Source organism: Actinotalea endophytica, from assembly GCF_025717005.1.
Classification (GTDB): Bacteria; Actinomycetota; Actinomycetes; order Actinomycetales; family Cellulomonadaceae; genus Actinotalea.
On sequence record NZ_JAOVZU010000005.1, the window covers coordinates 334138 to 354145 of the forward strand.

Sequence of the window (20008 nt, forward strand, 5' to 3'; positions counted from 1 at the left end):
GGTCGCGTCACGACGCCGGGCGAGACGGCCCGGTCAACCGGTCGCCAGGGCCGCGACGAGCGCGGACGCGTCCTTGCAGGAGCGGAGCAGCTCACCGACGTGCGCCTCGGTGCCGCGCCACGGGTCGCGCAGCGGGATCCGCTGCAGCGTCGCCAGGCTCGGCACGTCGAGCACGACCGAGTCCCAGCTGGCGGCCCGGACCTGGTCGGCGAACCGGCGCACCACGGTCCCGCGGAAGTACGCGCGGGTGTCCCCCGGCGGCTCGTGCACGGCCCGCTCGATCTCGGCGTCGTCGACCAGCCGCTCGACCGCGCCGGCGGCGACGAGCCGGTGGTAGAGGCCACGTTCGGGGCGCACGTCGGACCACTGGATGTCCATCGCCGCCAACCGCGGGTGGTCCCAGGCGAGGTGGTCGCGACGGCGCATCGCGTCGAGCACCCGCAGCTTGGCCACCCACTCGACCTCACGCGCGCACAGCGCCGGGTCCTGCGCCAGGCGGTCGAGCACCGACGCCCAGCGCTCCACGACCGGCTCGGACTCGGTGTCCACGCCGTGCGCGCGCACGGCGGCGAGCACGTGCTGCTGGATCTCCAGCCCGGTCAGCCACCGACCGTCGACGAGCTCGACGCGGGTCGTCAGGGTCGGGTCGTGGCTGATCGCGTGCACCGCGGCGACCGGGTCGGCGAGCGCGAGCTCGTCGAGCGCGGGCACTCCGTCGGGACCGGCGTCCTCGATCAGCGAGAGCACCAGCGAGGTCGTGCCCAGCCGGAGCCAGGTCGCGACCTCGAGCATCGTCGCGTCACCGAGGATCAGGTGCAGGCGACGCCAGCGGACGCGGTCGGCGTGCGGCTCGTCGCGGGTGTTGACGATCGGGCGGCGCAAGGTCGTCTCCAGGCCGATCTCCGCCTCGATGTAGTCGGCGCGCTGGGACAGCTGGAAGCCCGGCAGCTGGCCGGACTGCCCGATCCCGACGCGGCCCGCTCCGGCGTACACCTGCCGGGTGACCAGGAACGGCATGAGCTCCGCCGCGAGCACCGAGAACGGCACCGCGCGGTCCACCAGGTAGTTCTCGTGCATGCCGTACGACGCGCCCTTGCCGTCGACGTTGTTCTTGTACAGCACGATCTCCGGGAGCGCCGGGCTCGCGGCGCACGCCCGGGCCGCCGCGAGCATGACCTGCTCACCTGCCTTGTCCCAGATCACCGCGTCGCGTGGCGTGGTCACCTCGGGCGAGGAGTACTCGGGGTGCGCGTGGTCCACGTACAGCCGCGCGCCGTTGGACAGGATGCTGGTCGCGGCTCCGGGGTCGTCGAACTCCTCGGCCAACGGGCGCTCCACCTGGTCGGGGGTGAGCGCGACGGCGTCGTCGCCCGACGGGGCCGGACGGGACGGGTCGTCGGTCAGCTGCGAGGGGTGGGCGGCCGTCCGCCGCAGGCGGAACCCCCGCGCATCGGCCAACGGGTCCTCGTCCGCGTAGTCCCAGCGGGCGCGCGACTCGGCGTGGACCGCGGCGTACACGCTCACCACGTGGCTCGACAGCAGCATCGGGTTGGCCTGCGGGCGCCCAGGCTGCAGCACGCCGTACTCGGTCTCGATCCCCATCACCCGGCGCACACCCACCGCCTCAGGCTAGTGCCGGCCGCCGCGGCTCTCCTGCCGGGCGTGGTGGTCGGGACCGGTTCCGGCGCGGTCGCCGGGTTCGCGTCGCTACAGGTACTGGCCGGTCGGGTTGACGTTCTCGATCGTCCGGCCGGACTCCTTGCCGGACTTGCCCTGGACGATCGTGCGGATGAACACGATCCGCTCGCCCTTCTTGCCCGAGATCCGCGCCCAGTCGTCCGGGTTGGTCGTGTTCGGCAGGTCCTCGTTCTCCTTGAACTCGTCGACGCAGGCCGCGAGCAGGTGCTCGACGCGGATGCCGCGCTGCCCGGTGGCGAGGAAGTCCTTGATCGCGGTCTTCTTCGCGCGGTCGACGACGTTCTGGATCATGGCGCCGGACGAGAAGTCCTTGAAGTACAGGGTCTCCTTGTCGCCCGAGGCGTAGGTGACCTCGAGGAACTCGTTGTCGGCGGACTCGTCGTACATCCGCTCCACGGTCGCCTCGACCATGCCCGCGACGGTCGCGTCCCGGTCGCCGCCGTGCACCGTGAGGTCGTCGGGGTGCAGCGGCAGGTTCGTGGTGAGGTACTTGCCGAAGATCTCCTTGGCGGCCTCGGCGTCGGGGCGCTCGATCTTGATCTTCACGTCGAGGCGGCCCGGCCGCAGGATCGCCGGGTCGATCATGTCCTCGCGGTTGGACGCGCCGATCACGATGACGTTGTCGAGCCGCTCCACACCGTCGATCTCGGCGAGCAGCTGCGGCACGATGGTGGTCTCCACGTCGCTCGAGATGCCGGTGCCGCGGGTACGGAACAGCGACTCCATCTCGTCGAAGAACACGACCACGGGCGACCCCTGCGACGCCTTCTCCCGGGCACGGGCGAAGATCAGCCGGATGTGCCGCTCGGTCTCCCCCACGTACTTGTTGAGCAGCTCGGGGCCCTTGACGTTCAAGAAGTAGGAGGTGCCCGGCTGGCCGTCCGGGGTGCGTCCCCTGGTCTCGGCGAGCGACCGCGCGACCGCCTTGGCGATCAGCGTCTTGCCGCACCCGGGCGGGCCGTACAGCAGCACGCCCTTGGGCGGGCGCAGGCCGTGCTCGCGGAACAGCTCGGGGTGCGCGAACGGCAGCTCGACCGCGTCGCGGATCTGCTCGATCTGGGCGCCCAGACCGCCGATGTCCTCGTAGTCGATGTCCGGGACCTCTTCGAGGACCAGCTCCTCGACCTCCGAACGCGGCACGAGCTCGAACACGAAGCCGGACCGCGAGTCGACCGTGAGCACGTCGCCGACCCGGATCCGCACATCGCGCAGCGTGCCGGACAGCCGCACCACCCGTTCTTCGTCGCCCCGGCCCACCACGAGCGCGCGGTCGGTGCCGATCAGCTCCTTGACGGTGACGATCTCGCCGACGTCCTCGGTGGGTTCGGCCTCGACGACGACCATCGCCTCGTTGAGCCGGACCTCCTGGCCGGAGCGCAGCTCGGACAGGTCCACGCCGGGCCCGATCTGCACGTGCAGCTTGCGGCCGGACTGCGAGACGACCGCGGTGCCGTCGTCGCGCAGCCGCACGAGGGTGGCGAACGTGGCCGGCGGGCGGCCCAGGTCGTCGATCTGCCGCTGCAGCTCCACGATCCGGTCGCGGGCGGCCCTCAGGGCCTCGGCGAGCCGCTCGTTCTTCGCCGCGAGCGCCGCAGCCTGACGTGCGGCGTCCCCGGCGCGGCGCGCCGCGTCGTCCGGGTTCGCCCCGACGGGGCGGTGGCTCTCACCGTGGCTCTCGGTCATGGTGCCTCCCTCCGACCCTCCCACGATAGGTGCCTCTCGTGAACGGGGCGTGTCAGGGGGCCTGACGCACCGCTCGGTCTCAGCCCTCGACCGGATCGGTCGCGCCGAGGTCGCGGCGCACCTTGCGGACCTTCTTGTCCGAGACGGCCCGCTCGCCGAGGTCCTCGGCGCTCCACTCGTCGGCCGGGCGGGAACCCTTGGCCGGACGCCGGGTGCGCTCGGGCGGTGCCACACCCTCGGCCATCCGCCGCGCGGTGAGCAGGAACCCGGTGTGCGCGATCATCCGGTGGTCGGGGCGCACCGCAAGGCCCTCGAGGTGCCAGGTCCGCACCATCGACTCCCACGCGGCCGGCTCGGTGAACCGGCCGTCGGCGCGGACGTCCTCGGCGAGCCGGGACAGCTGCGTCGTGGTCGCGACGTAGCAGGTCAGAACGCCGCCGGGGGCCAGCGCACGGGCCACCGCGTCGACGTTCTCCCAGGGCGCGAGCATGTCGAGCACGACCCGGTCGACGCTGCCGGGCTCGCGCTCGGCGAGCACCTGCGCGAGGTCCCCGACGGTCAGCCGCCAGGCCGGGTGCGGCCCGCCGAAGTAGGTCTCGACGTTGGCCCGCGCGATCGCGGCGAAGTCCTCGCGACGCTCGATCGACTCCAGCGCGCCCCCGTCGCCGACCGCCCGCAGCAGGCTCAGCGTCAGCGCACCGGACCCGACGCCGGCCTCCACGACGCGCGCGCCCGGGTAGATGTCGCCCATCGTCACGACCTGGCCGGCGTCCTTCGGGTAGACCACCGCCGCACCCCGAGGCATGGACAGGGTGAAGTCGGCCAGCAGCGGGCGCAGCGCCAGGTACTGGGCGCCACCGGTCGCGGTCACCACGCTGCCCTCGGGCGCGCCGATCAGCTCGTCGTGCCGGAAGTAGCCCTTGTGGGTGTGGAACGTCGCTCCCGGGGCGAGCGTGATCGTGTGCAACCGCCCCTTCGGGTCGGTCAGCTGGACGCGCTCACCGGCGCGCAACGGTCCGCGTCGCGCATCGGCGCCGGTCACGTGGGTCACGGCGCCCGAGTCTGCCGGGGTGCCGGGCCTGCGGTCCAGCCGGACCGCCCTCGGGTCAGCCGGTGCGCAGGGCCCGCACGACGTCCGCGGTGCGCAGCAGCCCGGCCACGCCACCGTCCGGCCCGAGCACGACCATCACCGGCGAGCGCCGGGACGCGGCCCGCACCGCCTCGACCGCGGCGTGGCCGGTCAGCGCTCCGGGCACCTGGGCCTCGGGCGGCAACGGCGTCGCGACGGCCTCGAGCGGCGTGCCGGCCCGCAACGGCGCGGGGACGCTCCCGGCCGCGGCCGGGTCGACGAAACCGACCACCGCGCCGGCGTGCACGAGGACCGCCAGCACACCCGCCGGTCCGGTGTCGAGGTCGGCGACCGTGGCCCGCACGTCGACCGCCACGGCCGGCTGGGCGAGGTCCGCGAGCACGAGCCGCTGGACCGCCGTGTCGACCGCGGCCGCCTGGAGCGCCTGGCCGGCGCCGGACCAGACGAACGATGCGACGAGCAGGCCCCACAGCGCGCGGGTGAGGTCGGGCGCGCCGGTCAGCACGGGCCACAGCGCCCACGCGGCCATCGCGACCGCCAGGCCACGCCCGACCCACGCGGCGGCCGTCGTCCCGGCTGCCCGTCGACCGGTCGCCGCCCACACCGTGGCCTCGAGCACGAAGCCGCCGTCCAGCGGGAGCCCCGGCAGCAGGTTGAGCACACCGACGAACGTGTTCGTGACGGCGACCGCGAGCACGAGCGCCGCGACGGCGCCGTACCCGGGCAGGGCCTGGCGCAGCAGCCAGGCGCACGCGGCGATGGCCAGGTTGCTCACCGGGCCGGCGATCGCGACGAGTGCCGAGGCCTTGGGCCCCGGGGCCTGGCCGCCGAGCTCGGTGTGGCCGCCGAGCAGGGTCAGGGCGATCTTCTCGACGTGCATGCCGTGGCGCCGTGCCACCAGCGCGTGGGCGACCTCGTGCAGGAAGGTCGAGGCGAACAGCAGCGCCACCGTGGCGGTGGCGAGCAGCCACGCCGTGCCGGTCCCGTCGGGTCCGACGGCCTGGGACGCGTACGGGAGCACGAGCACGACGAGCGCGACGGCGGCGACCATCCAGCCCGGCGAGAGCACCACCGGGATGCCGGTGACGCGACCGACCACCCAGCCGCGACCCCATGCCCGCACGTCCACCGGGCCACCCTAGGGCGTGGCGCGTCGGACGCAGGTCGTACGCTGCCCGCGTGACCTCCCCCGACGTGCTGCCGCCCACCCGCACGGACCCGGCCGAGGTCGTCGCCGACGCCGTTGCGGCGGCCGGAGACGTCCAGCCGCCGGAGTCCACGACGCGGCTGCCGGGTCTGTCCCCGTCCCGTGCGTCCGACTACCTGCAGTGCCCGCTGCTGTTCCGGCTGCGCGTGGTGGACCGGGTTCCCGAGCCGCCGAGCCCCGCGGCCGTGCGCGGCACGATGGTGCACGCCGTGCTCGAGCAGCTGTTCGACCTGCCGGCCGGCGCGCGGACCCTCGAGGCGGCGGCCGCGCTCCTCGCCCCGGTGTGGGAGGCGATGGTCGAGGCCGAGCCCCGCGTCGCCGAGGTGCTCGACGGTGCGGGCACCGACGCGTGGTTCGAGAACGCGACCGCGCTGCTGCGCACCTACTTCACGCTCGAGGACCCGAACCGCCTGGCACCGGCCGAACGAGAGCTGGCGGTGCGCCTGGACACCGAGGAGGGCTGGGAGCTGCGCGGGATCGTCGACCGGCTCGACGTCGCCCCGAACGGCGCGATGCGGGTGGTCGACTACAAGACCGGGCGGTCGCCGAGGGAGGGCTTCGAGGCGAGCGCGCTGTTCCAGATGAAGTTCTACGCGCTCGTGCTCTCCCGGCTCCGCGGCCAGGTCCCGGCGATGCTGCAGCTCGTGTACCTCGGCGACGGCGTCGTGCTGCGCCACGTCCCGGACGACGCCGAGCTGGCCGGCACCGAGCGGAAGGTCCGGGCGATCTGGTCCGGCATCCGCGAGGCCGCGACGCGGGGTGAGTTCCAGCCACGTCGCGGGCCCCTGTGCGACTGGTGCGCGCACCAGTCGCTCTGCCCGTTGTTCGGCGGCACCCCGCCGCCGCTGGATGCCGACGCGGTCGAGCACGCCGTCGGGGTGCGCCCGCAGGCGTGAGGGCTCAGGCGGGCTCGAGCAGGTCGAGCACCTGCCCGGCGCCGATCGCCGCGAGCATCGCGAGGTCGACCTCGGCGAGCGAGGGCACGCGGCTCAGTCCGGGACGAGGCGTGACGTCCACGATGTGCGGCACGCCCAGTGTGCGTGCGCCCGCGGCCATGGCCGAGGTGATGCCGGGCGGTGAGTCCTCGATCGCCACGCACCGCCCGATCGGGACGCCCAGCGCCGCGGCGGCCCGCTGGTAGGGCTCGGGGTGCGGCTTGCCCTGCTCGACGTCCTGACCCGCCACCACCACGCGGAACGCCCCCGGCGGGGCCTGGGCGACCACGGGCTCCGCGAGCTCCCGGTAGGACATCGTGACGAGCGCGCACGGCACACCGGCGGCCGCGAGCCCGGTGAGCAGGTCACGGACCCCGGGCTGCCAGGTCACCCCGTCGACCAGACCACCGCGGACCTCGGCGACGAGCTCGGCGACCACCTGATCGACCGTCAGGTCCACCCCGTGCTCGACGAGCGTGGCGCCGTACACGTCGAGCGGCATGCCGACGAGTCCCTCGGAGAGCTCCGGTCCCCACGCGACGCCGTGCCGGGCCGCCAACGCCGCCTCGGCCGCGAACCACAGCGGCTCGGTGTCGATCAACGTGCCGTCCATGTCCCACAGCACGGCCGCGGGCAGGGGAACCTCGGGCACCAGCACCGCGTCAGTCTAGGGTCGGCCCACTCAGGACCCACCGGGCCGGGCTCGCGTGGTGCCCGCGGGGTCACCGCCTACGCTGGGGGGCATGACCGACGTCCCACCGCCGCACCCCGCCCTGCGCGGCACGGTGATGTTCGCCGCCTTCGAGGGGTGGAACGACGCGGGCTCCGCCGCGTCCCAGGCCCTGGTGCACCTGCACACCGCCTGGGAGGCCGAGCAGGTCGACGAGCTCGACCCCGAGGAGTACCACGACTTCCAGGTGAACCGTCCGCACGTGAGCACCGAGGCCGACGGCACCCGGCACATCACCTGGCCCGCCACGACCGTCGCGGTCGCCGACCGGCCGGGCAGCGGGGACGGCGACCAGGTGGTGCTGGTGCACGGCATCGAACCGTCGATGCGCTGGCGCACCTACTGCGGCGAGCTCCTGGACAGCGCGGAGCGGCTCGGCGTCACCACGCTCGTCACGCTCGGCGCACTGCTCGCCGACGTGCCGCACACCCGGCCGATCCCGGTCACCGCGACGAGCGACGACGCGATGCTGCGCGAGGAGCTCGACCTGGACCGGAACAGCTACGAGGGCCCGACCGGCATCGTCGGCGTGCTCGGTGACGAGGCCCGGCGCCGCGGGATCCGCACGGTCTCGCTGTGGGCCGCCGTGCCGCACTACGTGGCGCACCCGCCGTCGCCGAAGGCGACGCTGGCACTGCTCGCCCGGATCGAGGAGCTGCTCGGCGCGCCGGTCGACGTCGGCGAGCTGCCCGACGACGCCGACGCCTGGCAGCTCGGGGTGGACGAGCTCGCCGCCGAGGACGCCGAGATCGCCGAGTACGTGGCCCAGCTCGAGGAGGCGAAGGACACCGCCGAGCTCCCCGAGGCCACCGGCGAGGCGATCGCGCGGGAGTTCGAGAAGTTCCTGCGCCGTCGCGACCACCCGAACGGCTGACCGTCCTGGGCACGACACTCCTCACCCCGGTGCTGCACGCCCGGACCGGTACCCGGTGAGCGTCTCCGAGCTGTGGGCCCGGGCGACCGCCGCCTCCGACCCCGCATCGCTCACCGTCGTGCTCGCCACCGCCGCGGCCGTGCTCGTGGTCCTCGCGACACCGCGCCTGTGGCTCCTCGCACGCCATCTGCTGACGATCGTGCACGAGGGCTCGCACGCCGGCGTCGCGCTGCTGACCGGGCGACGACTCTCAGGCATCCGGCTGCACGCCGACACCTCGGGCCTGACCGTCTCGGTCGGCCCCGCCCGCGGCCCCGGGATGGTGGCCACCGCGTTCGCCGGGTACGTCGGGCCGGCGCTCGCCGGGCTCGGCGCGGCCTGGCTGCTGTCCCGCGGGCACGCCGCGGCGGTGCTGTGGCTGCTGCTGGTCCTGGTCGCGGTGATGCTGGTCGCGATCCGCAACCTCTACGGCCTGTGGACGCTGCTCGTCGCCGGGGTGGTCCTCGGCCTGGTCACCTGGTACCTCGACCCGCAGCCGTGGGCGCACGCGGTCGCGTGGTTCTTCCTGCTCGGCGCGCCGCGCGCCGTGATCGAGCTCGCGCGGACCCGCCGACGGTCGCGCACGTCGGACGCCGACACGCTGGCCCGCCTCACGCACCTGCCGGCGTGGGTGTGGGTCGGCGTGTTCGGCGCGGTGTGCCTCGCCGCTGCCGCGGTGGGTGCGGTGCTCCTGGTCGGCGCGGCGGCCTGACTACAGGCGTACCCCGAGCAGCGCGTCGACCGCGCGGGCGGCGACGCCGGGGGCGCCCTCGACCTCGCCGCCGATGCTCAGCGAGGCCGACGCCCAGCTGTCCATCGCGGCGAGCGCACGCGGCGTGTCGAGGTCGTCGGCCAGTGCCTCGCGCAGCTCGCCGAGCAGCTCGGTGGCGTCCGGACCGCCATTGCCGGACACCGCGGCCCGCCACCGGTCCAGACGTGCGGTCGCGGCATCGAGCACGTCGTCGGTCCATTCCCAGTCCGAGGCGTAGTGGTGGGCGAGGATCGCGAGCCGGACCGCCATCGGGTCCACGCCCCGCTCGCGCAGCGCCGAGACGAGCACGAGGTTGCCTCGCGACTTGCTCATCTTCTCCCCCGACAGCGCGACCATCCCGGTGTGCATCTGCACCCGCGGGCCGTGACCGCCCAGCGCGAGGGCGTGCGCCGTGCTCATCGCGTGGTGCGGGAAGCACAGGTCGCGACCGCCGCCCTGCACGTCGAAGTGATCGCCCAGCGCCTGCTCGGCGATCGCGGTGCACTCGATGTGCCACCCGGGCCGGCCGGTCCCCAGGTCCCCCGCGAACCAGAACGGCTCACCCGGGCGCTCACGGCGCCACAGCGCGGGGTCCAGCGGGTCGCGCTTGCCCGGCCGCTCCGGGTCCCCGCCGTTCTCGCCGAACAGCGCGACCGTGCCCTCGTGCGACATGCCGGTCAGCCCGTGGATGCCCTGGGCGACCGCGTCGGCGTACACGTCGCCGAGCTCCGGGTGGTCACCACCCGCGCCGGGCTCGAGCGGCACGCGGTAGGCGACGCCGCGATCCAGCAGCCGGGCCACCGCGTCGATGACCAGCGGGATCGCCTCCACCGCCCCGAGATAGGTGTGCGGCGGCAGCACGGCGAGGGCCGTCATGTCCTCGGCGTACAGCGCGGCCTGCTCGGTGGCCAGGTCCGTCCACTCGACGCCGAGCTCGGCGGCCCGCTCGAGCAGCGGGTCGTCCACGTCCGTGACGTTGGAGACGTAGCGCACCTCGAGACCCTGGTCGAGCCAGGCGCGGTGCAGCAGGTCGAAGCCGACGGCGGTCGCCGCATGCCCGAGGTGCGTCGCGTCGTACGGCGTGATGCCGCACACGTACATCCCCGCCACGGGACCCGCGGCGGCCGGCACGAGGTGGCCGTCGAGGCCCCGGACCTGCACCTCGGGCCCGTGTCCGGGCAGTGTCGGGACAGCGGGAGCGGGCCAGGTCTGCACGGCGGCAGCCTAGTGGCCGCGGCCGTGCCGGCCGCGCGGTCTCAGGGTCCCGGAGGGCAGCATCGGCGCGGGGAGCCGACTCAGCCGGCCCGGGTAGTCCGGGACGTCCCCGAACCGCTCGGAGCCGGCCTGCCACTCGGCCCGGAACGCGGCGACCTCCGCGTGGTCGCGACCGATGAAGTTCCACCACATCACGATGCTCTCGGGGTACGGCTCCCCGCCGAGCAGCAGGACCGTCGACGGCAGCTCGGCGGTGAGCTCGATGTGCTCGGGCCCGGCGTCGACCACGCCGAGCTGACCCGGGCCCAGCGCCGCGCCGTGCCAGCGCACCGCGCCGGCGTCGACCAGGAGCGCGTGCTCGTGCACCGCCGGCACGGGGACGTCGATCCGGGCTCCCGCGGCGAGGACGAGCTCGACGGCGAGCAGCTGCGTGCGGGTGCGCACGGGTGATGCCTCGCCCGCGAACCCGCCGATCAGCACCCGGGCACGCACGCCCTCGGCGACCTCGACCGACCGGGCGCGGTGGTGCTGCAGGTCCCGCGGGAGCTCCCGGTCGGCCTCCGGGAGCACCACCCACAGCTGAACGCCGTGCAGGCGGGCGGAGTCCTCGGTCGAGACCTCGGAGTGTGCGATGCCGCGGCCCGCGGTCATCAGGTTGACCTCGCCGGGCTCGACCACCACGTGGCCGCCGCCCGAGTCGTGGTGCTCGACCCGGCCCTCGAACAGCCAGGTGAGGGTCTGCAGCCCCGCGTGCGGGTGCGGCGGGACGTCCATCCCCCCGGTGTCGGCCACCGGGTCGGGTCCGTAGTGGTCCACGAAGCACCACGCACCGACGAACGACCGGTCGCGATGCGGCAGGGTGCGGCGGACGGTCATCGCACGCGGGCCGCCGAGCGGGACGTCGCGGGGGTCGAGGACCTGGACGGGCGGCCCGTCGGGGTGCCCGGGTTCGCACACCAGGGCGGTCGGGTTGCGGTCCGGGTCGCTCACGCCCACATGGTCACCCGGCGGCCCGGGCCACGCACCCCGGGCGACGCTCAGCCGAGCGCGCCGCCGTACGGGTCCAGGACGCCGAGCACCAGCAGCGCCAGGACGACCACGGACAGCCCGAGCCGGTAGATCACGAACGGCCGGTAGCTGTACGTCGAGACGATCTTCAGGAAGCCGATGATGACGACGTAGCCGACCACGAACGCGATGAACGCGGCGAGCAGGGTCATGGCGAGGCTCGGCGTCCCGGCCGTGCCGAGCAGGTCGATGTTGGTGACCAGCTGCTCGAAGCCCGAGCCGAGCACCGCGGGGATCGCCAGGAGGAACGAGTAGCGCGCCGCGGCCTCGCGCGTGTAGCCGAGCAGCAGACCGGCGGTGATCGTGCCGCCCGAGCGCGACACGCCCGGGATGAGCGCCATCGCCTGGGCGAAGCCGAACGCGACCGCGTGCTTGGCGTCGATCCGGTCGAGCGTCTCGCGCTTGGCTCCGACCTTGTCCGCCCAGCCGAGGATCAGACCGAACACGGCGAGCGTGATCGCGATCAGGTACAGGTTCCGGAAGCTGGAGGTGATCGTGTCCTGGAAGGCCAGGCCGAGCACGACGATCGGCACGGAGCCCAGGGCGATCCACCACGCCATCCGCGCGTCCGGGTCGCCCTCGCCGAACCGCGAGTGCCAGTCCGAGCCGTTCGCGCCGGTGAGCGCACGCCACCAGGCCACCACGATCCGCGCGATGTCGCGCCGGAAGTACAGCAGCACCGCCGTCTCGGTCCCGATCTGGGTGATCGCGGTGAACGCCGCCCCGGGGTCGGTGCTGCCGATCAGCTCTCCGACGATGCGCAGGTGCGCACTGGAGGAGATCGGCAGGAACTCGGTCAGGCCCTGCACCAGGCCAAGGACGACGGCTTCCCACCAGCTCACAGCGGCACACCGTACAGGCCGGGGCTGGTAGCGGCCTCACGTTCGGCTCCCGGCGGGCCGCGTCAGCCGCGGCAGCCGAGGTCCCGTAGCCTCGCCTGCATGGACGAACGAGTGCTCGGTCGCACCGGGCTGCGGGTCTCCGCGATCGGTCTGGGCACCCTGACCTGGGGCCGCGACACGGAGGCCGACACGGCTGCGGAGCTGCTCGGGACGTTCGTCGAGGCCGGCGGCTCGCTGGTGGACACCGCGGCCTCGTACGGCGACGGGGCCGCCGAGCTCCTGCTGGGAACCCTGATCGGTGAGGTCGCCGAACGCGACGACCTGGTGCTCGTCACCAAGGCAGGCGTCCGACGGGCCGCGACCGGCTCGCTCGCGGACACCTCACGACGGGCACTGCTCGACTCCCTCGACGCTTCCCTCACCCGGCTGCGCACCGACCACGTCGACGTCTTCTGCGTCCAGCAGCCCGACGCGGTGACCCCCGCGGACGAGGTCGCCCGGACGCTCGAGCACATCCTGGACTCCGGCCGCGCTCGGTACGTGGCCCTCGCGAACCACCCCGCGTGGCGCACCGTGCGGGTGGCGGACCTGCTCGCGCCGCAGCGCCTCGCGGCCGTCGAGGTCGAGTACTCGCTGCTGCAGCGCGGTGTCGAGCGCGAGGTCCTCGCCGCGGCGCGTGAGATCGGCGCCGGCGTGCTCGCCTGGTCGCCGCTGGGCCGTGGGGTGCTGACCGGCAAGTACCGCCGCAGCGTCCCGGCCGACTCGCGGGCCGCCTCCGCGCACCTGTCGGGCTTCGTCGAGCCCTACCTCGGTTCCGCTGCGGCCCCGGTGGTCGAGGCGGTGGTCACCGCCGCCGACGGGCTCGGGTGCGCGCCGCTCGAGGTCGCGCTCGCCTGGGTGCTCGCCCGGGACATCGCCTCGGCGATCGTCGGGGCGCGGACACCCGCCCAGCTGCGGCCGGTGCTCGCGTCGTCCTTGGTGCTGCCGCCGGAGATCGTGACCGCACTGGACGAGGTCAGTGCGCCGGCGCTGGGGTACCCCGAGCGCCGATAACCGGGCGGGGGCCGGTCCAGGTCGGGTCGGTCCGCACCAGGTCGAGTCCGCCGGGCGTGCCCTCGGCCGGGCCACCCCTCCTCGGCGGGGCTACTCCTCGTCGTCGAGGTCGACCCCGTCGAGGTCGTCGTCCTCGTCCAGGTCGTCCTCGTCCAGGTCGTCGGACTCGTCGTCGTCGTCGGACTCCTCGTCCGTCTCGTCGTCGGCGAGGTAGAACGGGAGCGTCTCGCCGAACACCCGCACGAGCGCGTCGTCGTAGACCTCGAACGCGTCCGCGAGCACGTCGTAGGCGTCGTCGACCTTGGGGTCGTCGTCCGCGCGACGGGTGGAGACCGCGTGATAGTGCGCTTCGAGTGCGGCCAACAAGCGGTCCAACGCAGCACGCGGGTCTACCGTCATGCCCAGACCGTATCGCCGCGCGGTAGACATTGGCAGCACATACCCGAGGGAGGGCCGATGTGATGACGAGCGGGCTCGAACCGGACGGTTGGCGGGCACGCGGTGCTCAGTACGAGTACCGCGTGCTGACGATCGACAGGTCCACGAGCAGGTCCGACGCGAGTCGGCTGCTCACCGCCGAGGCCGAGTACGGCAAGTGGGAGCTCGCCCGCACCCGGCTCTACGCCGGAGGCACCCGCAAGGTGTGGCTGCGGCGCAAGATCATCCGGATGAGCTCCACGCTCTGACCGAAGCCGTCGGCATCCGTCGGCAGCGGCCCGCACCGCGACCTGGTGCGGGCCGACCGCCACGTCAGGAGCCGGTGAGCCCGCGTCGCACCAGCAGCGGCTCGATCCGCGGGTCGCGGCCGCGCAGGTCCCGGAAGAACGCCATCATGTCGCCGGAACCGCCCCGGGAGAGCAGCGCGGCCCGGAACCGGTCGCCGTTGCCCCGGGTCAGACCACCGTTCTCGGCGAACCACTCCACAGTGTCGGCGTCGAGGACCTCGGCCCACAGGTAGGAGTAGTACGCCGCGGAGTAGCCGCCACCGAAGACGTGGTTGAAGTAGGTGGTCCGGTAGCGCGGTGCGACCGCGGGGGCCGTGACGCCCGCGGCCTCGAGCGCGGCGGCCTCGAACGCGGGCACCGCGTCGACCTCGGTCGGCACGTCCTCCGGCACGAGCCGGTGCCACGCCTGGTCGAGCAGCGCGGCGCCGAGGTACTCGGTGGTCGCGAAGCCCTCGTTGAACTGCCGTGAGGCGCGCAACGTCTCGACCCACTCGGCGGGCATCGGCTCGCCCGTGACGTGGTGCACCGCGTAGTGCTCGAGGATCGACGGCTCCCAGGCCCACATCTCGTTGACCTGCGACGGGAACTCGACGACGTCGCGTGGCACGTCCGTCCCGGACTGCGACGGCAGGCGCACGTCGGACAGCAGCCCGTGCAGCGCATGGCCGAACTCGTGGAACAGCGTGATGACGAAGTCCCAGGTGAGCAGCGTCGGTTCGCCGTCCGGCGGCTTGGGGACGTTGAGGTTGTTCACCACCACGGGTTTCTCGTCGAGCAGGTGGCTCTGGTCGACCAGCGAGTTCATCCACGCGCCACCCTGCTTCGAGGCGCGGGTGTACCAGTCGGCGAGGAACAGGCCGACCTCGCTACCGTCCGCGTCACGCACCTCGAAGACCCGGACCTGCGGGTGGTAGCCGACCAGGTCGGTGCGCTCGGTGAAGTCGAGGCCGTAGAGCTCGTGCGCCGCCCGGAACACCCCCTCGTGGACCACTCGGTCGAGCTCGAGGTAGGGCCGCAGCGCGGCGTCGTCCAGCGAGAACCGTTCCGCGCGCACCCGCTCCGCGTAGCGCGGCCAGTCGCAGCCCTCCAGCTGCGCGCCGGGCTCGTCGACCCGCAGGGCCGCCTCGAGGTCGGCGGCCTCGGCCCGCGCGTTGGCGGCGGCCGCGGGTGCGAGCGGGCCGAGCATCGCCTGCACCGCGGCCGAGGTCTTCGCCGTGCCGTCGGCGGCGACGTAGGCGGCGTGGTGCTCGTAGCCGAGCAGCCGCGCGCGCTCGGCGCGCAGCCGCACGAGCTCGAGCAGGATCGCGCGGGTGTCGTGCTCGCCACCGCGACCACCGCGGTCGAGCGACGCCCGGTAGAGCCGACGGCGCACGTCGCGGTCGGCGAGCGAGGCGAGCATCGGCTGGGCGGAGAACAGCGACAGCTCGAGGAGCCAGCCCTCGGCATGGCCACGGTCGGCTGCGGCCTGACGGGCGGCGGCGATCTCACCGTCGGACAGGCCGGCGAGCTCGGCCGGATCGGTGAGCAGCAGCGCGGAGTCGTTCGTGTCGGCCAGGAGCTCGCGGCTGAACGCGGCCTCGAGCGTCGAGGTGCGGGCGTTGATCTCCTTGACCCGCGCCTGGTCCGCGTCGGACAGGCCGGCACCGGCCCGCACCAGGTCGCGGCGCAGGTGCTCCAGCGCGTAGGCGGCGTCGTCGGGCAACGAGACCTCTGCGGACTCGACCCGGGCGGCGAGCGCCTCGACCCGGGAGTACAGCCTCGGGTCCAGGTAGATCGCGTCGTGGTGGGCCGCGAGCCGCGGGGCGATCTCCTCCTCGATCGCGTCGAGGTCGGGGCTCGAGTCCGATGACACCAGGTTCCAGAACGCCGCGGACACCCGGTCGAGCAGCGCGCCGGTGCGCTCGAGGGCGAGCAGCAGGTTCTCCTCGTCCGGAGGGGCCGGGTCCGCGAGCAGGGCATCCACCTCGGCCAGCTCGGCGGCCATGCCCGCCTCGAAGGCCGGCAGGTAGTGCTCGGTGCGGATCGCGGCGAAGTCCGGCAGGCGGTAGGGCAGGGTCGACGGCGCGGCGAACGGGTTGCTCGGGTCGAGCGTCAGAGCAGTTGGCACAGCAGAGGGCACGGAAGACGGCACAGCAGAGGGCACGGCAGAGGGCGTCGCAGAAGGCATGGCGTCATCCTGTCAGGCGACGCGGGTCCCGACACGACGGCGCCCCCGCCGGCCGCTCAGGCCACGCCGTGCAGGGCGGAGCCGTCGCCCGCGTCCGCGGTCGGCCACGGCTCGACCGGCTCGCGGGGATCCTCGCGCAGAAGGCCGCCGACCCAGGCGTCGACCCGCTCACCCTGCTTGAGCAGGTGCTTGCGCCGGGTGCCCTCGACCCGGAAGCCCACCGCCCACACGACCCGCCGGGACGGCCAGTTGCCCACCACGGCCGACCAGGTCAGCCTCGCGAGGGCGGCACCCGACGGGTCGAAGGCGTACTCGGTGACCAGCGGCACTGCCCGGCCGAGCAGGCCGCGCCGGCGACCCCACGGGGCCATCCAGTAGCCGATCTCGGCGCTGCCGTCACGCACGCCGTGCAGGCCGATGACGCCCTGGATCCTGGGCTCGCCCGCGGCGCGCACCGCCCAGACCCGCTGGTCGCCGCGCACCCAGCCGGGCCGCACCATGAGGTCGAGGAACGACTCGGCGTCCGCGCGGCCGTACGGGCTCGGCACCGTGGTCCAGGCCGGGATCTCCGGGTCCTGGCACGCCTCGACGATGTCGTCGAGGTCGCCCTCGGTCAGTCGGTCGACCACCACGGTGCCGTCGGAGAGCGTCGGGGGTTGCATCGCGACAGCCTAGGAGCCGGTGCGGGCACCGTGTCGAGCCGAAAAGGCCGTGCCGATCGAGCTCGTGCCGGTCGGGACGGCGTCGGCCGGGAGCCGCGCCGTCCCGGCGCGGGCGCTCCGGTCGTAGGCTGGCGACGTCGACGCACGGAGGCGCTGCATGGTTCCCCGACCCAAGCCCTGGGCGAAGAAGGTCTTCGAAGCTCCGTCCTGGTTCTACGCCCGCGGGTGGGGGTGGCTGCTCGGCCGACGCTTCTGCGAGGTCGAGCACGTCGGACGCAAGTCCGGCAGGCGCCTGACCACCGTCCTGGAGATCGTGATCCACGACCCGACCACCGACGAGATCGTCGTGGCCTCGGCGTACGGGGCCACCGCGAACTGGTACCGCAACCTTCAGGAGCACCCCGCGACGAAGATCAAGACCGGCCGCCAGGAGTACCGGCCGCAGACCCGGTTCCTCACACCCGAGGAGGGGCGCTCGGTGGCCGAGCGGTTCCGGGACGAGCACCCCTGGGAGGCACGGGTCGGCCTGCGTGTGATGGACGCGATCGACGCGGTCCCCGCGGGCACGTTCGACGACCCGGTCGAGATGTTCGCGTCGTTCCCGATGGTGGCCTTCCGGCCGGCCGAGCCGGCGGTGCTGTGACCGCTCGGGCTGCCCACGCGGAGGCGCTCCGCGCACGTCCACCGGCACAGTGGGAGGAGTACCTCGAGCAGCACTCGGGCCTGCCCGGTCCGCGCGCCGACCTCGAGCTCCTCGACGTCGTCGGCGACCTCGCGGACGCGGCCCGGCTGCGGGCCTGGAGCGCGAGCCCGGACGAGTACCTCGCCGCCTGCGGCACGGCGGGGCTCGGCCGCCTCGTCACGGCGGTCGAGGACGCCGATGCCATGACCCTGCGGGACCGCGCCGGCGACGGCCGGTGGCGTGTTCGCGAGGGTGTCGCGATGGCGCTGCAGCGGGTCGGCGACCGCACCCCCGCGCTGCTGCGCGACCTGCTTGCCGCGTGGGCGGACGGCGACCCGCTGGTCCTGCGCGCGGCCGCGGCGGGGGTCTGCGAGCCTCGGTTGCTGCGCGACCCCGCCACCGTGGCCGCGGCCCTCGACCTGCTCGACGTGGCGACGTCCGCCCTGGCCGGTCTCCCGTCCGGACGCCGGCGGGACGACGACGTGCGGACGCTGCGCAAGGGCCTGGGCTACTGCTGGAGCGTGGCCGTCGCCGCCGACCCGGCCGCCGGGTTCCCCCGGCTCGAACGGTGGCTCGTCGACGACCCGGACGTGCGCTGGGTGGTGCGCCAGAACCTCGGCAAGGCCCGGCTGACCCGCGCGGACGCCGAGCGAGCGGCGCACCTGGCCGACCTGCTCCGGGCCACCACGCCGTGATGGGCTGACCCGGTGCCGACGTTCACCAAGCGACGCCCCCGGCCGCCGGACGGCTTCTTCCGCTACGAGGCCGCCGGGCTCCGGTGGCTCCGCGCAGCGCACGGCGCCCGCGTCGTCGAGGTGCTGGCCGTCGGCGAGGACGCGATCGAGCTCGAGCGTCTCGAGACCACCCGGCCCGACCCGGTCACCGCCGAGGCGTTCGGCCGCGAGCTGGCCGCGACCCACCGCGCGGGCGCGCCCTCGTTCGGGTCACCACCGGACGGCTGGTCCGGCGACGGCTTCTTCGGCCCCCTCGACGACCCCCGCCCGTTGCCGACGGGTGCGTGGTCGTCCTGGGGTGCGTTCCATGCCGAGGCGCGAGTCGCCGACGTCCGGGACAAGCTCGCGGCACAGCGGCAGCTCTCCCCCGGGCTCCGGGCCGGGCTGGACGCGCTTGCCGACCGCCTGCGGGCGGGCGAGTTCGACGACGACCTGCCGCCGGCCCGGCTGCACGGCGACCTGTGGTCCGGCAACGTGATGTGGACGCCCGACGGCGCGGTGCTCATCGACCCCGCGGCGCACGGTGGTCACCCGCTGACCGACCTGGCGATGCTCGCGCTGTTCGGACTGCCGCACCTCGATCGGGTGCTCGCCGCGTACGCCGAGTCCACCCCGCTGCCGGACGGCTGGGTGGACCTGGTGCCGTTGCACCAGGTCTACCCCGTCGCCATGCACGCCGTGCTGTTCGGCGGCGGCTACCTGCACCAGACCGAGGACCTGGTGCGGCGCTACGTCTGACTCAGACGAGGAGGTCGGCCGGGTCCTCGACCTGGTAGCCGTGGGCCTGCGCGACCGCCGCGTTGAGCAGCGCGCCGTGGTGGGTGGTCAGGCCGGCGCGCAGGGCCGGGTCGGCGGCCAGCGCGGCCTGCCAGCCCTTGCTCGCCAGGTCGGTCAGGTACGGCAGCGTCACGTTGGTCAGCGCCCACGTCGAGGTCGCCGGAACCGCACCGGGCATGTTGGCGACGCAGTAGAAGATCGAGTCGTGCACGGCGAAGGTCGGCTCGGCGTGGGTGGTGGGGCGGGTGTCCTCGAAGCAGCCGCCCTGGTCCACCGCGATGTCCACGAGCACCGAGCCCGGCTTCATCCGGGACACCAGCTCGTTGCTGATCAGCTTCGGCGTGCGAGCACCGGCCACCAGGACGGCACCGATCACCAGGTCGGCCTCGAGCACAGCGGCCTCGACCGAGTACGGCGTGGACGCGAGGGTCCGCACCCGACCGCCGTACGCCTCGTCGAGCTCGCGCAGACGGGGCTGGGAGACGTCCAGGATGGTGACGTCGGCGCGCATGCCGACGGCGATGTCCGCGGCGTAGCGGCCCGCCACGCCGCCACCGAGCACGACGACCTTGGCCGGCGCGACGCCGGGGACGCCACCGGGCAGCAGACCCCGGCCGCCCTGGCTGCGCATCAGGTGGTAGGCCCCGACCTGGGGTGCCAGGCGGCCGGCGACCTCGCTCATCGGCGCGAGCAGCGGCAGCGAGCCGTCGGCGCGCTGGACGGTCTCGTAGGCGATCGAGGTGGTGCCGGCCGCGAGCAGCGCGTCGGTGCAGGGGCGGTCGGCGGCCAGGTGCAGGTACGTGAAGAGGACCTGGTCGCGGCGCAGCAGCGGGTACTCGGCAGCGATCGGCTCCTTGACCTTGCAGACCAGGTCCGCGGCCCAGGCGTCCTCGGCCGTCGCGACGATGGTCGCGCCGGCGGCGCGGTAGTCGTCGTCGGTGATGGCCGACCCGACGCCGGCCTCGGACTGGACGAGCACCTCGTGCCCGGCCGCGACCAGCTGGTGGACTCCGGCGGGCGTGACCGCCACCCGGTATTCGTGGACCTTGCGCTCGGTCGGGATCCCGATCCGCATG

At 74.0% G+C, this 20008-nt stretch carries 20 protein-coding genes; 8 read left to right on the plus strand and 12 right to left on the minus strand.

The features are described 5' to 3' along the window. Nucleotides 1-33: 33 nt before the first annotated feature. The 4 genes from dop to OEB99_RS10865 form a co-directional block, all read right to left on the minus strand. Nucleotides 34-1602 carry a depupylase/deamidase Dop gene (gene dop, locus OEB99_RS10850; RefSeq protein ID WP_411910688.1) on the minus strand — a complete coding sequence of 523 codons (1569 nt, stop codon included), beginning with the start codon at nucleotides 1600-1602 and terminating at the stop codon, nucleotides 34-36. Nucleotides 1603-1707: 105 nt separating this feature from the next. Continuing rightward, nucleotides 1708-3381: a proteasome ATPase gene (gene arc, locus OEB99_RS10855; protein ID WP_263510066.1), complete on the minus strand. Its 1674-nt coding sequence runs from the start codon at nucleotides 3379-3381 to the stop codon at nucleotides 1708-1710. Between the two features lie 79 nt (nucleotides 3382-3460). After that, nucleotides 3461-4432 (minus strand): tRNA (adenine-N1)-methyltransferase, encoded by a 972-nt coding sequence (locus tag OEB99_RS10860; protein ID WP_263510067.1) that lies wholly within the window; start codon nucleotides 4430-4432, stop codon nucleotides 3461-3463. Nucleotides 4433-4487: 55 nt separating this feature from the next. Continuing rightward, a complete protein-coding gene (locus OEB99_RS10865) occupies nucleotides 4488-5600 on the minus strand; it encodes a site-2 protease family protein (protein WP_263510068.1) in 1113 nt (370 codons plus the stop codon). Nucleotides 5601-5650: 50 nt separating this feature from the next. On the opposite strand from OEB99_RS10865, the gene OEB99_RS10870 reads away from it, so the two are divergent. After that, complete coding sequence (locus OEB99_RS10870) at nucleotides 5651-6574, plus strand: RecB family exonuclease (RefSeq protein WP_411910687.1); 924 nt, start codon at nucleotides 5651-5653, stop codon at nucleotides 6572-6574. 4 nt (nucleotides 6575-6578) lie between these two features. On the opposite strand, the gene OEB99_RS10875 is transcribed toward OEB99_RS10870, so the two are convergent. Next, nucleotides 6579-7271, minus strand: a complete 693-nt coding sequence (locus tag OEB99_RS10875) for an HAD family hydrolase (RefSeq protein WP_263510069.1) — start codon at nucleotides 7269-7271, stop codon at nucleotides 6579-6581. A gap of 85 nt (nucleotides 7272-7356) precedes the next feature. Here OEB99_RS10875 and OEB99_RS10880 point away from each other — a divergent pair, with 85 nt between their 5' ends. After that, nucleotides 7357-8217 carry a PAC2 family protein gene (locus tag OEB99_RS10880; RefSeq protein ID WP_263510070.1) on the plus strand — a complete coding sequence of 287 codons (861 nt, stop codon included), beginning with the start codon at nucleotides 7357-7359 and terminating at the stop codon, nucleotides 8215-8217. Nucleotides 8218-8272: 55 nt separating this feature from the next. After that, entirely contained in the window at nucleotides 8273-8968 is a 696-nt protein-coding gene (locus OEB99_RS10885; RefSeq protein WP_263510071.1) for a M50 family metallopeptidase, read from the plus strand. On the opposite strand, the gene mshC is transcribed toward OEB99_RS10885, so the two are convergent. Genes mshC through OEB99_RS10900 form a run of 3 tightly spaced genes read right to left on the minus strand, consistent with a single transcriptional unit; the run spans nucleotide 8969 to nucleotide 12132 of the window. Next, nucleotides 8969-10222, minus strand: a complete 1254-nt coding sequence (mshC, locus tag OEB99_RS10890) for a cysteine--1-D-myo-inosityl 2-amino-2-deoxy-alpha-D-glucopyranoside ligase (RefSeq protein WP_263510072.1) — start codon at nucleotides 10220-10222, stop codon at nucleotides 8969-8971. Nucleotides 10223-10231: 9 nt separating this feature from the next. Next, entirely contained in the window at nucleotides 10232-11212 is a 981-nt protein-coding gene (locus OEB99_RS10895; RefSeq protein WP_263510073.1) for a pirin family protein, read from the minus strand. A gap of 47 nt (nucleotides 11213-11259) precedes the next feature. Then, complete coding sequence (locus OEB99_RS10900; protein WP_263510074.1) at nucleotides 11260-12132, minus strand: undecaprenyl-diphosphate phosphatase; 873 nt, start codon at nucleotides 12130-12132, stop codon at nucleotides 11260-11262. Nucleotides 12133-12231: 99 nt separating this feature from the next. Here OEB99_RS10900 and OEB99_RS10905 point away from each other — a divergent pair, with 99 nt between their 5' ends. Next, nucleotides 12232-13185 carry an aldo/keto reductase gene (locus OEB99_RS10905; RefSeq protein ID WP_263510076.1) on the plus strand — a complete coding sequence of 318 codons (954 nt, stop codon included), beginning with the start codon at nucleotides 12232-12234 and terminating at the stop codon, nucleotides 13183-13185. Between the two features lie 90 nt (nucleotides 13186-13275). On the opposite strand, the gene OEB99_RS10910 is transcribed toward OEB99_RS10905, so the two are convergent. Continuing rightward, nucleotides 13276-13584, minus strand: a complete 309-nt coding sequence (locus OEB99_RS10910; protein WP_263510077.1) for a primosomal protein — start codon at nucleotides 13582-13584, stop codon at nucleotides 13276-13278. A gap of 62 nt (nucleotides 13585-13646) precedes the next feature. Here OEB99_RS10910 and OEB99_RS10915 point away from each other — a divergent pair, with 62 nt between their 5' ends. Beyond that, nucleotides 13647-13871 (plus strand): DUF5703 family protein, encoded by a 225-nt coding sequence (locus OEB99_RS10915; RefSeq protein ID WP_263510078.1) that lies wholly within the window; start codon nucleotides 13647-13649, stop codon nucleotides 13869-13871. A gap of 64 nt (nucleotides 13872-13935) precedes the next feature. On the opposite strand, the gene OEB99_RS10920 is transcribed toward OEB99_RS10915, so the two are convergent. Together OEB99_RS10920 and OEB99_RS10925 are read right to left on the minus strand one after the other, a co-directional pair. Beyond that, the gene (locus OEB99_RS10920) at nucleotides 13936-16017 is read right to left on the minus strand and encodes a M3 family metallopeptidase (RefSeq protein WP_263510079.1); all 2082 of its coding nucleotides are present in this window, start codon (nucleotides 16015-16017) and stop codon (nucleotides 13936-13938) included. Between the two features lie 116 nt (nucleotides 16018-16133). Continuing rightward, on the minus strand, nucleotides 16134-16739 hold the full coding sequence (locus tag OEB99_RS10925; RefSeq protein ID WP_263510080.1) for a GNAT family N-acetyltransferase: 606 nt from the start codon (nucleotides 16737-16739) through the stop codon (nucleotides 16134-16136). A gap of 157 nt (nucleotides 16740-16896) precedes the next feature. Between OEB99_RS10925 and OEB99_RS10930 the strand changes: the two genes are divergently transcribed. Genes OEB99_RS10930 through OEB99_RS10940 form a run of 3 tightly spaced genes read left to right on the plus strand, consistent with a single transcriptional unit; the run spans nucleotide 16897 to nucleotide 18893 of the window. Then, the gene (locus OEB99_RS10930) at nucleotides 16897-17382 is read left to right on the plus strand and encodes a nitroreductase family deazaflavin-dependent oxidoreductase (protein WP_263510081.1); all 486 of its coding nucleotides are present in this window, start codon (nucleotides 16897-16899) and stop codon (nucleotides 17380-17382) included. Then, nucleotides 17379-18116 (plus strand): HEAT repeat domain-containing protein, encoded by a 738-nt coding sequence (locus OEB99_RS10935; RefSeq protein ID WP_263510082.1) that lies wholly within the window; start codon nucleotides 17379-17381, stop codon nucleotides 18114-18116. The genes OEB99_RS10930 and OEB99_RS10935 overlap by 4 nt, the downstream gene beginning before the upstream one ends. Nucleotides 18117-18128: 12 nt before the next feature. After that, entirely contained in the window at nucleotides 18129-18893 is a 765-nt protein-coding gene (locus OEB99_RS10940) for a fructosamine kinase family protein (protein ID WP_263510083.1), read from the plus strand. A 1-nt stretch (nucleotide 18894) separates the two neighbouring features. On the opposite strand, the gene ald is transcribed toward OEB99_RS10940, so the two are convergent. Then, complete coding sequence (gene ald / locus OEB99_RS10945) at nucleotides 18895-20007, minus strand: alanine dehydrogenase (RefSeq protein ID WP_263510084.1); 1113 nt, start codon at nucleotides 20005-20007, stop codon at nucleotides 18895-18897. Nucleotide 20008: the final 1 nt, after the last annotated feature.

Bases quoted from the DNA above. Each gene is read 5' to 3' on its own strand.
- OEB99_RS10925 (WP_263510080.1), bottom strand. From the start codon at position 16,739: ATGCAACCCCCGACGCTCTCCGACGGCACCGTGGTGGTCGACCGACTG.
- dop (WP_411910688.1), bottom strand. From the start codon at position 1,602: ATGGGGATCGAGACCGAGTACGGCGTGCTGCAGCCTGGGCGCCCGCAG.
- OEB99_RS10905 (WP_263510076.1), top strand. From the start codon at position 12,232: ATGGACGAACGAGTGCTCGGTCGCACCGGGCTGCGGGTCTCCGCGATC.
- OEB99_RS10880 (WP_263510070.1), top strand. From the start codon at position 7,357: ATGACCGACGTCCCACCGCCGCACCCCGCCCTGCGCGGCACGGTGATG.
- ald (WP_263510084.1), bottom strand. From the start codon at position 20,007: ATGCGGATCGGGATCCCGACCGAGCGCAAGGTCCACGAATACCGGGTG.
- OEB99_RS10910 (WP_263510077.1), bottom strand. From the start codon at position 13,584: ATGACGGTAGACCCGCGTGCTGCGTTGGACCGCTTGTTGGCCGCACTC.
- OEB99_RS10915 (WP_263510078.1), top strand. From the start codon at position 13,647: ATGACGAGCGGGCTCGAACCGGACGGTTGGCGGGCACGCGGTGCTCAG.
- OEB99_RS10930 (WP_263510081.1), top strand. From the start codon at position 16,897: ATGGTTCCCCGACCCAAGCCCTGGGCGAAGAAGGTCTTCGAAGCTCCG.
- arc (WP_263510066.1), bottom strand. From the start codon at position 3,381: ATGACCGAGAGCCACGGTGAGAGCCACCGCCCCGTCGGGGCGAACCCG.